Annotated in this window: 13 protein-coding genes; 12 read left to right on the top strand and 1 reads right to left on the bottom strand. The window is 71.8% G+C overall.

Annotated elements, in window-relative coordinates:
- Positions 1-95: 95 nt before the first annotated feature.
- On the bottom strand, positions 96-311 hold the full coding sequence (locus ACWEJ6_RS17265) for a DUF3040 domain-containing protein (protein ID WP_387666315.1): 216 nt from the start codon (positions 309-311) through the stop codon (positions 96-98).
- Between the two features lie 226 nt (positions 312-537).
- On the opposite strand from ACWEJ6_RS17265, the gene pyrR reads away from it, so the two are divergent.
- The 12 genes from pyrR (at position 538) to coaBC (ending at position 13,584) form a co-directional block, all read left to right on the top strand.
- A complete protein-coding gene (gene pyrR, locus ACWEJ6_RS17260) occupies positions 538-1,083 on the top strand; it encodes a bifunctional pyr operon transcriptional regulator/uracil phosphoribosyltransferase PyrR (RefSeq protein WP_352322601.1) in 546 nt (181 codons plus the stop codon).
- On the top strand, positions 1,080-1,997 hold the full coding sequence (locus ACWEJ6_RS17255; protein ID WP_352353188.1) for an aspartate carbamoyltransferase catalytic subunit: 918 nt from the start codon (positions 1,080-1,082) through the stop codon (positions 1,995-1,997). The genes pyrR and ACWEJ6_RS17255 overlap by 4 nt, the downstream gene beginning before the upstream one ends.
- Entirely contained in the window at positions 1,994-3,289 is a 1,296-nt protein-coding gene (locus tag ACWEJ6_RS17250) for a dihydroorotase (RefSeq protein ID WP_452424581.1), read from the top strand. The genes ACWEJ6_RS17255 and ACWEJ6_RS17250 overlap by 4 nt, the downstream gene beginning before the upstream one ends.
- Entirely contained in the window at positions 3,286-4,392 is a 1,107-nt protein-coding gene (gene carA, locus ACWEJ6_RS17245; protein ID WP_452424579.1) for a glutamine-hydrolyzing carbamoyl-phosphate synthase small subunit, read from the top strand. Before ACWEJ6_RS17250 ends, carA begins: the two co-directional genes overlap by 4 nt.
- Positions 4,379-7,666, top strand: a complete 3,288-nt coding sequence (gene carB, locus ACWEJ6_RS17240; RefSeq protein ID WP_352322597.1) for a carbamoyl-phosphate synthase large subunit — start codon at positions 4,379-4,381, stop codon at positions 7,664-7,666. The genes carA and carB overlap by 14 nt, the downstream gene beginning before the upstream one ends.
- 37 nt (positions 7,667-7,703) lie before the next feature.
- Positions 7,704-8,555 (top strand): dihydroorotate dehydrogenase electron transfer subunit, encoded by an 852-nt coding sequence (locus ACWEJ6_RS17235; protein WP_397162178.1) that lies wholly within the window; start codon positions 7,704-7,706, stop codon positions 8,553-8,555.
- Positions 8,545-9,522: a dihydroorotate dehydrogenase gene (locus ACWEJ6_RS17230; protein ID WP_352353184.1), complete on the top strand. Its 978-nt coding sequence runs from the start codon at positions 8,545-8,547 to the stop codon at positions 9,520-9,522. Before ACWEJ6_RS17235 ends, ACWEJ6_RS17230 begins: the two co-directional genes overlap by 11 nt.
- Positions 9,519-10,217 carry an orotidine-5'-phosphate decarboxylase gene (gene pyrF / locus ACWEJ6_RS17225; protein ID WP_452424576.1) on the top strand — a complete coding sequence of 233 codons (699 nt, stop codon included), beginning with the start codon at positions 9,519-9,521 and terminating at the stop codon, positions 10,215-10,217. Before ACWEJ6_RS17230 ends, pyrF begins: the two co-directional genes overlap by 4 nt.
- A gap of 857 nt (positions 10,218-11,074) precedes the next feature.
- Positions 11,075-11,398, top strand: a complete 324-nt coding sequence (mihF, locus tag ACWEJ6_RS17220; protein ID WP_020541698.1) for an integration host factor, actinobacterial type — start codon at positions 11,075-11,077, stop codon at positions 11,396-11,398.
- 121 nt (positions 11,399-11,519) lie between these two features.
- A complete protein-coding gene (gene gmk, locus ACWEJ6_RS17215; protein WP_358294299.1) occupies positions 11,520-12,107 on the top strand; it encodes a guanylate kinase in 588 nt (195 codons plus the stop codon).
- Between the two features lie 5 nt (positions 12,108-12,112).
- Positions 12,113-12,382 (top strand): DNA-directed RNA polymerase subunit omega, encoded by a 270-nt coding sequence (gene rpoZ / locus ACWEJ6_RS17210; RefSeq protein ID WP_043638590.1) that lies wholly within the window; start codon positions 12,113-12,115, stop codon positions 12,380-12,382.
- A gap of 8 nt (positions 12,383-12,390) precedes the next feature.
- Positions 12,391-13,584 (top strand): bifunctional phosphopantothenoylcysteine decarboxylase/phosphopantothenate--cysteine ligase CoaBC, encoded by a 1,194-nt coding sequence (gene coaBC / locus ACWEJ6_RS17205; RefSeq protein WP_352353182.1) that lies wholly within the window; start codon positions 12,391-12,393, stop codon positions 13,582-13,584.
- The last annotated feature ends 58 nt before the right edge of the window (positions 13,585-13,642 follow it).

The following is a 13,642-nucleotide window of genomic DNA, read 5'->3' as shown; positions in this document are numbered from 1 at the left end:
CGCGCCAGTCCCCAGGAAGAGCCGCCGCCGAGCGCGTACGGCCCTCGGGGACGTGCCCTACGCGAAGGACGCCGACACGGGGAGTTGCGGGGGTTTTACCTGATCACGGCGTGCGGCAGGGGGTCGGGTGAACCCGTCACCAGCAGCACGACGGCGAACACCGCCAGGCACAGCGCCATCAGCGCCAGCGGCCAGGCCAGCGACGCCGGAGCGCCGTGCCGGGACATGGCCGCGAACAGCTCGGGGTCCTCGTCCCTGACCTGCCGGGCGATGGCCTTGAGCACCGACTGCTCGCGTGCCGACAGCGCCATGTGAAACCTCCCCCGAGAAGACTTAGAGCAGGTTTTATACCTGTATGTCGGTAATTGCCAAATTCACCGGGCCGGCCGGGCCGAACGGCCGGTCAGGACGCCCGCCACAGCCGGACGGCAGGGCGGGGCGCTCACGTTGTACCAGGTAGCCCCTGGTACTGTGTGTCCCGACCAACACCCTTTTAAGACCCGTCCCGTGAGGCGGGAAAGGTGGTGAGATCCCTCCATGTCCGATTCCAGGGCCGTGCTCGAAGGCCCGGACATCCACCGGGCGCTGACCCGAATCGCGCACGAGATCCTCGAACGCACCAAGGGCGCCGGTGACGTAGTCCTCCTCGGCATCCCCACCCGCGGCGCCACGCTCGCCCGCCGGCTCGGCGACCGCGTCGAGCAGTTCGAAGGGCTCAAGATCCCCGTCGGCTCGATCGACATCACCATGTACCGCGACGACCTGCGCCGCGGCCCCGTCCGCCCGCTCGGGCGCACCGAGCTGCCGCCCGACGGCATCGACGGCAAGGTGGTCGTCCTCGTCGACGACGTGCTCTACTCCGGCCGCACCGTCCGCGCCGCGCTCGACGCGCTCAACGACCTCGGCCGCCCGACCGCCGTGCAGCTCGCCACGCTGGTCGACCGCGGCCATCGCGAGCTGCCCATCCGGGCCGACTACGTGGGCAAGAACCTGCCCACCGCCAAGAGCGAGAAGGTCAAGGTCTACCTCTCCGAGATCGACGGCCGCGACGCCGTCCTGCTCATGAAGGAGGACGACAGGTGAACCGGCACCTCATCTCGGCGGGCGACCTGACCAAGGACGACGCGCTGCTCATCCTCGACACCGCCGAGGAGCTGGCCAGGGTCTCGGAACGATCCATCAAGAAGCTGCCCACGCTGCGCGGCCGCACGGTGGTCAACCTGTTCTTCGAGGACTCCACCCGCACCAGGATCTCCTTCGAGGCGGCGGCCAAGCGGCTCTCGGCCGACGTCATCAACTTCTCGGCCAAGGGGTCGAGCGTCTCCAAGGGCGAGTCGCTCAAGGACACCGCGCTCACCCTGGAGGCCATGGGCGCCGACGCCGTCGTCATCCGCCACGGCTCCTCCGGCGCGCCGCACCGGCTGGCCGGCTGGGTGCGCGGCAGCGTCGTCAACGCCGGCGACGGCACCCACGAGCACCCCACGCAGGCGCTGCTCGACGCCTTCTCGATGCGCCGCCGCCTCGGCGGGCTCGACGGCCGCCGGGTCACCATCGTGGGCGACGTGCTGCACAGCCGGGTCGCCCGCTCCAACGTGCTGCTGCTCAACACGCTCGGGGCCGAGGTCACCCTCGTCGCGCCGCCCACGCTGCTGCCCGTCTCGGTCGGCACCTGGCCGTGCGAGGTGTCCTACGACTTCGACGCCGTGCTGCCCAAGTCCGACGCGGTCATGATGCTGCGGGTGCAGAAGGAGCGGATGAACGCCGCCTACTTCCCCAGCGAGCGCGAGTACTCCCGCCGCTACGGCCTCGACCGCGACCGCTTCGCCAAGATGCCGGACGAGGCCATCGTCATGCACCCCGGGCCGATGAACCGGGGCATGGAGATCGCCGCCGAGGTGGCCGACTCACCGCGCTCCACCATCGTGGAGCAGGTCGCCAACGGCGTGACCATCCGCATGGCCGTCCTGTACCTGCTGCTCGGGGGAGAGATCCAGTGATCATCAGAAACGTCAGGATCCTCGGCGGGGAGCCGGTGGACCTGCGGATCGCCGACGGGCGCATCGCCGAGATCGGCGCCGGCCTCGACGCCGGTCCCGGCGGCGAGACCGTCGACGGCGGCGGCGCGATCGCGCTGCCCGGCCTGGTCGACCTGCACACCCACCTGCGCGAGCCCGGCCGCGAGGACGCCGAGACCGTCCAGACCGGCACCCGGTCCGCGGCCCGCGGCGGCTACACCGCCGTGCACGCCATGGCCAACACCTCGCCCGTCGCCGACACCGCCGGCGTGGTCGAGCAGGTGTGGCGGCTCGGCCGCGAGTTCGGCCACTGCGACGTGCAGCCGGTCGGCGCGGTGACCGTCGGCCTGGAGGGCAGGCAGCTCGCCGAGCTCGGCGCGATGGCCGACTCGGCGGCCCGGGTCCGGGTCTTCTCCGACGACGGCAAGTGCGTCAGCGACGCCGTGCTGATGCGCCGCGCCCTGGAGTACGTCAAGGCGTTCGACGGCGTCGTCGCCCAGCACGCCCAGGAGCCCAGGCTCACCGAGGGCGCCCAGATGAACGAGGGCGTCGTCTCCGGCAGGCTCGGCCTGACCGGCTGGCCGGCCGTGGCCGAGGAGGCGATCATCGCCCGCGACTGCCTGCTGGCCGCGCACGTCGGCTCCCGCCTGCACGTCTGCCACGTCTCCACCGCCGGCTCGGTCGAGATCATCCGCTGGGCCAAGTCCAAGGGCTGGAACATCACCGCCGAGGTCACCCCTCACCACCTGCTCCTCACCGACGACCTCGTCGAGGAGTCCCCGGTCGGCGCCTACAACCCGATCTACAAGGTCAACCCGCCGCTGCGCACGCACGCCGACGTCCAGGCGCTGCGCGCCGCGCTGGCCGACGGCACGATCGACGTCGTCGCCACCGACCACGCCCCGCACCCGGTCGAGGACAAGGAGACCGAGTGGCCGGCCGCGGCCATGGGCATGATCGGCCTGGAGACCGCGCTGAGCGTCGTCCAGGAGGCCATGGTCGAGACCGGGCTGCTCGACTGGGCCGGGGTCGCCGAGCGCATGTCGATCACCCCGGCCCGCATCGGCCGCCTGTCCGGCCACGGCCGTCCGCTGGAGCCGGGCGCGCCGGCCAACATCACGCTGTACGACCCGTCGGCCCGCATCGAGGTGGACCCCTCCGCCTACGCCTCCAAGAGCAGGAACACCCCGTACGAGGGGATGACGTTGCCCGGCCGGGTGGTCGCCACGTTCCTGCGCGGCACGCCGACCGTTCTCGAAGGGAAGCTGGTTTGAACACCGCGGTGCTCGTCCTGGAAGACGGCCGCGTCTTCCACGGAACTCCTTACGGCGCCGAAGGCGAGACGTTCGGCGAGATGGTCTTCAACACCGGCATGACCGGCTACCAGGAGACCCTCACCGACCCCTCCTACCACCGGCAGATCGTCGCCATGACGGCCCCGCACATCGGCAACACCGGCGTCAACGACGAAGACCCCGAGTCGGGCCGCGTCTGGGTCGCCGGGTACGTCGTGCGCGAGCCGTCCAGGATCGTCTCCAACTGGCGGGCCGACCGCTCGCTCGACGACTACCTCAAGCAGCAGGGCGTCGTCGGCATCGCCATCACCGGCACCCGCGCCCTGACCCGCCACCTGCGCGAGCGCGGCGCGATGCGGGCCGGCATCTTCTCGGCCCCCTCCGCGACGGTCGAGGAGCTCGTCGAGCGGGTGCGGCGCGCGCCCGCGATGGAGGGCGCCGACCTGGCCGCCGAGGTGGCCACGGCCGAGCCCTACGTCGTGCCCGCCGTGGGCGGGAGGCGCTTCACGGTCGCCGCCGTCGACCTCGGCATCAAGGGCATGACCCCGCACCGCATGGCCGAGCGCGGCTGCGAGGTGCACGTGCTGCCCGCCACGGCCACGTACGAGCAGATCATGGCGGTCGAGCCCGACGGCGTGTTCTTCTCCAACGGCCCCGGCGACCCCGCCACCGCCGACGTGTCGGCGCTGCGCAGCGTCCTTGAGGCCAGGGTGCCGTTCTTCGGCATCTGCTTCGGCAACCAGCTGTTCGGCCGGGCGCTCGGGCTGTCCACGTACAAGCTGCGCTACGGCCACCGCGGCGTCAACCAGCCGGTCCAGGACGTGCGCACCGGCAAGGTCGAGATCTCGGCCCACAACCACGGGTTCGCCGTCGAGGCGCCGATCGGCGAGCCGTTCGAGACGCCCTACGGCCCGGCCGAGGTCAGCCACGTCAACCTCAACGACCGGTGCGTGGAGGGCCTGCGCCTGCTCGACGGGCGCGCCTTCAGCGTCCAGTACCACCCCGAGGCCGCCGCGGGGCCGCACGACGCCGCTTATCTCTTCGACGAGTTCTGTGAGGTCATGAGCCGTGCCCAAGCGTGAGGACATCCGGTCGGTCCTGGTGATCGGCTCCGGCCCGATCGTGATCGGCCAGGCGTGCGAGTTCGACTACTCGGGCACGCAGGCCTGCCGCGTGCTGCGGGCCGAGGGCTTCCGCGTCATCCTGGTCAACAGCAACCCGGCCACGATCATGACGGACCCCGAGTTCGCCGACGCCACGTACGTCGAGCCGATCACCCCCGAGTACGTCGAGAAGATCATCGCCAAGGAGCGCCCCGACGCGCTGCTGCCCACCCTGGGCGGCCAGACCGCGCTGAACACCGCGGTCGCCCTGCACGAGTCGGGCGTGCTGGAGAAGTACGAGGTCGAGCTGATCGGCGCCGACTTCGACGCGATCCAGGCGGGCGAGAACCGCGAGAAGTTCAAGGAGATCGTCGCCAAGGTCGCCCGCGAGCACGGGCTGAACGCCGAGTCCGCCAAGTCGGTCATCTGCCACACCATGGAGGACTGCCTGGCCGCCGCCGGCGAGCTGGGCTACCCGCTGGTCGTACGGCCCAGCTTCACCATGGGCGGCGTCGGCTCCGGCTTCGCCTACGGCGAGGACGACCTGCGCCGCATCGCCGGCGCCGGCCTCGACGCCTCGCCGACCACCGAGGTGCTCCTGGAGGAGTCCATCCTCGGCTGGAAGGAGTACGAGCTGGAGGTCATGCGCGACAAGGCGGACAACGTCGTCATCGTGTGCTCCATCGAGAACATCGACCCGATGGGCGTGCACACCGGCGACAGCGTCACCGTCGCGCCCGCGCTGACCCTGACCGACCGCGAGTACCAGAACATGCGCGACGTGGCCATCGCGGTCATCCGCGAGGTCGGCGTGGACACCGGCGGCTGCAACATCCAGTTCGCCGTCGACCCGCGCACCGGGCGCATGATCGTCATCGAGATGAACCCGCGCGTCTCCCGCTCGAGCGCCCTGGCCTCCAAGGCCACCGGCTTCCCGATCGCCAAGATCGCCGCCAAGCTGGCCATCGGCTACACCCTCGACGAGATCCCCAACGACATCACCAAGGAGACCCCGGCCTCCTTCGAGCCGACCCTCGACTACATCGTGGTCAAGGTGCCGCGCTTCGCCTTCGAGAAGTTCCGCGGGGCCGACCGCACGCTGACCACGCACATGAAGTCCGTCGGCGAGGCCATGGCCATCGGCCGCTCCTTCACCGAGGCGCTGCAGAAGGCGCTGCGCTCGCTGGAGAAGAAGGACTCCGCCTTCACCTGGGCGGGGCCCGTCCAGGACAAGGACGAGCTGCTGGCGGCCTGCCGCACCCCGCACGACGGGCGGCTGCGCACGATGCAGCAGGCCGTGCGCGCGGGCGCGACCGCAGCCGAGCTGTTCGAGGCCACCAGCGTCGACCCCTGGTTCCTCGACCAGCTCCTCCTGCTGGAGGAGGAGGCCCAGGAGATCGCCGCCGCGCCCGAGCTCACCGCCGCCGCGCTGACCCGCGCCAAGCACCACGGCTTCTCCGACGCGCAGATCGCCGAGATCCGCGGCGTGGAGGAGGCCCACGTGCGCGGCCTGCGCCACGCGCTCGGCGTGCGGCCGGTCTACAACACCGTCGACACCTGCGCCGCCGAGTTCGCCGCCAGGACGCCGTACCTGTACTCCACCTACGACGAGGAGACCGAGGTCCCCTCCGGCGAGCGGGAGAAGGTCATCATCCTCGGCTCCGGGCCCAACCGCATCGGGCAGGGCATCGAGTTCGACTACGCGTGTGTGCACGCCTCCTTCGAGCTGTCGCGGGCCGGGTTCGAGACCGTCATGGTCAACTGCAACCCCGAGACCGTCTCGACCGACTACGACACCTCCGACCGGCTCTACTTCGAGCCGCTCACGCTGGAGGACGTGCTGGAGGTCGTGCACGCCGAGCAGCAGACCGGCCCGGTCGTGGGCGTGATCGTGCAGCTCGGCGGCCAGACGCCGCTCGGCCTGGCGCAGGCGCTCAAGGACGCGGGCGTGCCCGTGGTCGGCACCTCGCCCGAGTCGATCCACCTGGCCGAGGAGCGCGGCGCGTTCGGGCGGGTGCTGGCCGAGGCCGGGCTGCCCGCGCCCAAGCACGGCACCGCGCTGACGGTGCCCGAGGCGCTGGAGATCGCCGGGGAGATCGGCTACCCGGTGCTCGTCCGGCCCTCGTACGTGCTCGGCGGGGCCGGCATGGCCATCGTCTACGACGACGAGACGCTGACGACGTACATGGCGGCCCAGGAGGGCGGCCACCCGGTCCTGGTGGACAAGTTCCTCGACGAGGCCATCGAGATCGACGTCGACGCGCTCTACGACGGCCAGGAGCTGTTCCTCGGCGGCGTCATGGAGCACATCGAGGAGGCCGGCATCCACTCCGGCGACTCGGCCTGCGCCCTGCCGCCGCTCACGCTCGGCAGCCACGACGTCAAGCGCATCCGCGCCGCCACCGAGGCCATCGCCGCCGGGGTGGGCGTGCGCGGGCTCCTGAACGTCCAGTACGCCATGTCGGCCGGCGTCCTGTACGTCCTGGAGGCCAACCCGCGGGCCAGCCGTACCGTGCCGTTCGTGTCCAAGGCGACGGCCACGCCGCTGGCCAAGGCGGCGGCCCGGGTGATGCTCGGCTCCTCGATCGCCTCGCTGCGCGCGGAGGGCATGCTGCCGGCCACCGGCGACGGCGGCACGCTGCCGCTGGAGGCGTCCATCGCGGTCAAGGAGGCCGTGCTGCCCTTCAACCGCTTCCGGGGCGTCGACACCGTGCTCGGGCCCGAGATGCGCTCCACGGGCGAGGTCATGGGCATCGACGCGTTCTTCGGCGTGGCGTTCGCCAAGTCCCAGGCCGGGGCCTACGGCGAACTTCCGACCAAGGGACGCGCGTTCGTGTCCGTGGCCAACAGGGACAAGCGTGCGATGATCTTCCCTGTGAAGGCACTGGCCGACCTCGGCTTCGAGATCCTCGCCACCGAGGGCACGGCCGAGGTGCTGCGCCGCAACGGTGTCCATGCCAAGATCGTGCGAAAGCACAGCGAGGGGACCGGGCCCGGAGGTGAGCCTACGAGCGTGCAGGCGATTCTCGACGGCGAGGTGGACCTGATCGTCAACACGCCGTTCGGCAGCCCCGGTCAGTCCGGGCCGCGCCTGGACGGCTACGAGATCCGCACCGCGGCGGTGCTGCGCGGCATCCCGTGCATCACCACCGTCGCGGGGCTGGCCGCGGCGGCGGCCGGGATCCAGGCGATCGTCCGCGGCGACGTCGGCGTGCGGTCACTCCAGGAGCACGCACAGGCACTACGCGGCTGACCCGCGCGGGAGGTGAAGACGACTGGCCGGCACACCTGTGCAGGTGACGGGCACGGTGCTGACGACGCGCCGGGTCGACGCCTACCATGCGCTGACGGTGGTGGCGCCCGGCATCGCCGAGCGTTACCGCCCCGGCCACTTCGTCTCCGTGGCGGTCGGCGGGGCCCACACGTCGATGGTGACGCGCCGCGCGCTGTCCATCCATGACGTCAAGTCCGACTACGGCGGCACGGTCGAGCTCGTCTTCACCGTCGCCGGGCCGGGCACGTCGTGGCTGGCCGAGCGGCGCGCCCGCGACACGCTCGACCTGGTGGGGCCGCTCGGCCGGCCCTTCCCGCTGCCGCGCGACCCGGTCAACTGCGTGCTGGTCGGCGCCGAGTACGGCTCGGCCGTGCTGTTCCCGCTGGCCGACGCGCTGCTGGCGCGCGGCTGCCGGGTCGACTTCGTGCTCGGCGGCGCCGGGGCCGACCGCGTCTTCGGCGCCATGCGGGCCCGCCGCATCGCCGAGACGACGACCCTGACCACCGAGGACGGCTCGCTCGGCCTGCGCGGCAAGGTCACCGACGCGCTGCCCTCGGTGATCGCCGACACCCGGGCCGACGCCGTCTACGCCTGCGCGCCCATGCCGGCGCTGCGGGCGGTCACGGCGGTGGCGATGGAGTTCGACATCCCCGTGCAGGTGGCCGTCGAGGAGCAGATGGCCTGCGGCATCGGGGTGTGCATGACGTGCGTCATCCCCGTCATCGGCGACGACGGCGCGACCAGGATGGTCCGCGCGTGCGCGGAGGGACCGGTGTTCCGGGGGGAGCGGGTGCGTTTCGAGGACGTGGGAACGATCCCGTTCGACGCGCTCGGCGCCCCCGGAGGCGGTGCACGACATGTCAGTTGATATGCGTACGTTTCTGGCGCACGTCGAGCTGGCGAACCCCGTCACCACGGCCGCCGGCTGCGCGGGCTCCGGACGCGAGCTCGCCCAGTTCTTCGACCTCCACCGGCTCGGCGCGCTGACCACCCGGTCCATCACCATGGCCCCCCGGGCGGGCCGGCCGACCCCGCGCATGGCCGAGACGCCCTCCGGCATGCTCAACGCCGTCGGGCTCCAGGGGCCGGGCATCGAGGCGTTCCTGGAGCGCGAGCTGCCCTGGCTGGCCCAGCGCGGCATCAAGACCATCGTCTCGATCGGCGGCGGCACCGTCGCCGAGTACTCCGAGCTGGCCCGCAGGCTCGCCGACGCGCCCGGGGTGACCGCGCTGGAGGTCAACCTTTCTTGCCCGAACATGGAGGACAGGGGGCGTGTCTTCGCGCGCGAGGGCAGCGCCGCGGCCGAGGTGATCGCCTCGGTGCGCTCCATCATGCGCTACGACGTCCCCGTGGTGGCCAAGCTCGCGCCCGACGTGGCCGACATCGTCTCGGTCGCGCGCGCCTGCGTGGACGCCGGGGCGGACGCCCTGTCCATGATCAACAACCCGCTCGGCATGGCCATCGACACCGAGGCGCTGCGCCCGTCGCTGGCCGCCGTCACCGGAGGGCTGTCGGGGCCCGCCATCCTGCCCCTGGCCGTCCGGTGCGTGTGGCAGGTGCACGCGGCCCTGCCCGGGGTGCCGCTGATCGGCATGGGCGGCGTGATGACCGGCAGGGACGCCTTCCAGCTCATCCTGGCGGGCGCCTGCCTGGTCGGGGTGGGCACCGCGCTGTTCCACGACCCCTACGCGTGCCTGCGCATCGAGCGCGAGCTGGAGGACCTGCTGCGGGCACGCGGCTTCCAACGCCTCGCCGACGCCGTCGGCCTGGCCCACCGGCCGCCGGGGAGCGCTCCCCGGCACCTTCTAGTCGACTCCGAGGAGAGCTCCCCTTGACGCCCGCACCCATCGCCGTCGCTCTCGACGCCCCCGACCTGGAGACCGCCGCCAGGTGGGCGAGCCTGGTGACGCCGCACGTCAGCACCATCAAGGTGGGCCTGGAGCTGTACCTGCGCTACGGCCCCGACGTGATCGCCTCCGTGCGCGGCGCCAGCGGCGTCCAGATCTTCCTCGACCTCAAGCTGCACGACATCCCCAACACCGTCGCGGGCGCCGCCAAGGCCGTCGCCCGCCTGCGTCCGGCCATCCTGACCGTGCACGCGGCCGGCGGGGCCGCCATGATCCGGGCCGCGGTCGAGGCCGCCCCGCAGACCAAGATCGCCGCTGTGACGATCCTCACCTCGCTGGACGAGTCCGACCTCGACCGCATGGGCCTGGCCGGACCGGCCGACGAGGCCGTGCGCCGCCTGGCCGCCCTGTCGGTCGAGGCCGGGGCCACGGCGCTGGTGTGCTCGCCCAACGAGGTCGCGGCGGTGCGGGCCGAGGTGGGGCCCGGCATCACCCTCATCACGCCGGGCGTGCGCCCTCATGGGGCCGACGTCCAGGACCAGGTGCGCGTGGCGACGCCCGAGCAGGCGCTGGCCGACGGCGCCGACCTGCTGGTCATCGGGCGTCCGATCACGGGCGCGGCGGACCCGGGAGCGGCGGCCGCCGCCATCGCCGCCTCACTGCGCCGCACGACCGCCTCCTGACCCCCGGCCGGGGCCCCGGCCCCGGCCACCCGCCGCGCCGGCTCCCGGCTCTGGCGTGGCCGCGCGAGGGCAGAGCAGGGCTCTCCGCGGCGCGTGGAGACGCGCCTTCCTCACGGGCGGAGGCATGCTTTCCGGCGCGCGGAACCGGGCTTCTCGTGGGCACGCTTCCCGCGCCCGCGGAGCTGGGGCCGCCACCCCGAGCAGCGCGATAAGCGCCCACGCACGCTTCCCGCGCCCGCGGAGCTGGGCTTCTCCACGTGGGCAGAGGCGCGCTTCCAGTGCGCGCGGAGGTGAGCCTCTGCGCGCAGGCGGGGACGCGCTCTCTGCGTGCGCGGAAGCGGGCCTGTCCGCGTGGGCGGAGGTGTGCTTCCGGTGGGCGCGGTTCTCCGCGGGGGCGGAGGCGCGCTTCTGGCGTGCCGCGAGGTGTGCTTGTCCGCGGAGGCGGGGGCACGATCGTCGCGTGCGCGGAGGGGGTGTTCTCCGTGCGGGCGCGGGGCATGGCGGCAGGTGTCGCCGGACCGTTCGCGCAGCCCTCGCTTCACAAGATCGTAATGCATCCGCAGGGCGTTCGCGCACCCTTCCCGATTCTGGTTTCGGTCCAGGTCCGGCCCTGGTTTCGGACATCGTCCGGTGCCGCGCGGGCGATCTTCGCCCTGCTCGGGGACGCCGTCCGGAGCGGACGCGTGAAGCGGGAAGTGAGGGCGATTTGATCAGCAGTGGGTAATTTTACGCTCACGGACAGTGATGAAGTGGATTTTGTGAGGAGAGAAACCGCTCTTGACGTTGCTTAGGGGGCGATGACCAGCTAGTTTCCCTTCCCGTCCGAGTACATCGACAGAAATTCGAGGTGACCCGGCGTGGCTCTTCCTCCCCTGACCCCTGAGCAGCGCGCCGCAGCCCTTGAGAAGGCTGCCAAGGCCCGTAAAGAGCGTGCCGAGGTCAAGAACCGGCTCAAGCATGGCGCGGTTTCTCTGGCTGAGGTGCTCAAGGATGGGCAGACCGACGACGTCATCGGCAAGATGAAGGTGTCGGCCCTGTTGGAATCGCTCCCCGGCGTGGGCAAGGTCCGCGCCAAGCAGCTCATGGAGCGGCTTGCCATCGCCGAGTCCCGCCGCGTGCGGGGTCTCGGCGCGAACCAGAGGGCTTCCCTCGAGCGCGAGTTCGGTGGCAACGAGAGCTAATCTCTGTTCCACAAGAAAGCGCAGGTTCAACGGGGGGTAGGAAGTGACCGACAGGTCCTGGTCCGGCGAAGCAAGGGCCCACGAGGCAGTCGGATCGGGAGCGAAGGTCGGCTTCCTCCCCCTGAGCAGGAGGCGTCTGACGGTCCTGTCAGGGCCGTCGGGCGTCGGCAAGTCCACGGTCGTCGCCGAGCTCCGGCGGGCACACCCCGAGGTGTGGCTGTCGGTCTCGGTGACCACCAGGAGGCCCCGTCCCGGCGAGGTCAACGGGGTCCACTACTTCTTCGTCGACGGCGAGGAGTTCGACCGCCTCGTCGAAGCCGGCGAGCTGCTGGAGTGGGCCGAGTTCGCGGGCAACCGCTACGGCACCCCGCGCGAGCCGGTGCTGGACAAGCTCGCCCAGGGCGTGCCGACCGTCCTGGAGATCGACCTGGAAGGCGCCAGGCAGGTGCGCACCACCATGCCCGACGCCCTGCTGGTCTTCCTGGCCCCCCCGACGTGGGAGGAGCTGGAGAAGCGGCTGCGCGGCCGCGGCACCGAGCCGGAGGACGTCATCGAGCGCCGGCTCAAGGCCGGGCGGGTCGAGATGGCGGCCGAATCGGAGTTCGACCTCACGCTGGTGAACACGAGTGTCCAAGAAGTGTGCCACCGGCTGATAGCCTTGATGACTGACCCTCAGGGGGTCACCACCACCATCAACCGAGAGGTCTGACAATCGTGGCAGGCACCACCCCGGCCGCGGAGGGCATCACCAACCCGCCGATCGACGCGCTGCTCGACATCGTCGACAGCAAGTACTCCCTGGTGATCATGGGTGCCAAGCGCGCCCGCCAGATCAACGCCTACTACTCCCAGCTCGGCGAGGGCCTGCTGGAATACGTCGGGCCGCTGGTCGAGACGCATGCTCAGGAGAAGCCGCTGTCCATCGCGCTGCGCGAGGTCTCCGAGGGCCTGCTCAACGCCGAGCCCATCGAAGGCGCGGTCTGACCCCTTCGATGAAGGTCGTCCTCGGCGTCAGCGGCGGCATCGCCGCGTACAAGGCATGTGAGCTGCTACGGCTGTTCACCGAGTCAGGTCACGAGGTGCGGGTCGTCCCGACCCGCGAGGTCCTGCGTTTCGTGGGCGAGCCCACGTGGGCCGCCCTGTCGGGCAACCCCGTGACCGCCGACGTCTGGGACGACGTTCACGAGGTGCCCCACGTCCGCATCGGCCAGCGCGCCGATCTCGTCGTGGTGGCGCCGGCGACCGCCAACACCCTGGCCAAGGCGGCCCACGGGCTCGCCGACGACCTGCTGACCAACACGCTGCTGACGGCGCGCTGCCCGGTCGTGTTCGCCCCGGCCATGCACACCGAGATGTGGCAACATCCGGCCACTCGCGCCAACGTCGCGACCCTGCGCGAGCGCGGGGCCGTCGTCATCGACCCGGCCGTGGGGCGCCTGACCGGCGCCGACACCGGCCCCGGCCGCCTGCCCGACCCCGCCGAGATCTTCCAGGTCTGCCTGCGCGTGCTGCGCGGCAGGCCGCGCGACCTGGCCGGGCGCAAGGTGGTGATCTCCGCCGGGGGCACCCGCGAGGCGATCGACCCGGTCCGCTACATCGGCAACCGCTCGTCCGGCCTGCAGGGGTACGCCCTGGCCCGCACGGCGGTCGCGCGCGGCGCGGAGGTGACCCTCGTGGCGGCCAACGTCGCCCTCCCCGATCCCGCGGGGGCCGCCGTGGTGCGGGTGGGGTCCACGGCCGAGCTGCGCGAGGCGGTGCTGGCCGCCACCGAGAAGGCCGACGCCGTCGTCATGGCGGCCGCGGTGGCCGACTTCCGCCCGGCGTCCCGGCACGAGACGAAGATCAAGAAGACCGACGGCGAGCCCGATCCCATCCACCTGACGAAGAACCCCGACATCCTGGCCGAGCTGGGCCGGCTGCGGCGCGAGGGCGGCGCCGGTCCGCGGGTGATCGTGGGGTTCGCGGCCGAGACCGACGACGTGCTCGCCAACGGGCAGGCCAAGCTGGCCAGGAAGGGCTGCGACCTGCTGGTCGTCAACCAGGTGGGGGAGGGGCTGGCGTTCGGCACGCCCGACAACGCCGCCACCGTCCTCGTCGCCGGCGGCGAGCCGGTCGAGGTGCCGCGCGGCCCCAAGGACGACGTCGCCGACGCCGTCTGGGACCTGGTCGCGCCCCGTCTGTCCTGACGCGCGTTTTCGCGCAAGAACGATTACCTGATCGCCAGTTGCGGCACCCCGGACGCCT

The sequence above is a fragment of the Nonomuraea sp. NPDC004702 genome (assembly GCF_053601695.1).
This window is presented reverse-complemented; position numbering and strand designations above follow the sequence as displayed.

Excerpts from the sequence above, each read along its gene's own strand:
- pyrR (WP_352322601.1), top strand. The coding sequence starts at position 538 with ATGTCCGATTCCAGGGCCGTGCTCGAAGGCCCGGACATCCACCGGGCG.
- ACWEJ6_RS17265 (WP_387666315.1), bottom strand. The coding sequence starts at position 311 with ATGGCGCTGTCGGCACGCGAGCAGTCGGTGCTCAAGGCCATCGCCCGG.
- coaBC (WP_352353182.1), top strand. The coding sequence starts at position 12,391 with ATGAAGGTCGTCCTCGGCGTCAGCGGCGGCATCGCCGCGTACAAGGCA.
- ACWEJ6_RS17230 (WP_352353184.1), top strand. The coding sequence starts at position 8,545 with ATGTCAGTTGATATGCGTACGTTTCTGGCGCACGTCGAGCTGGCGAAC.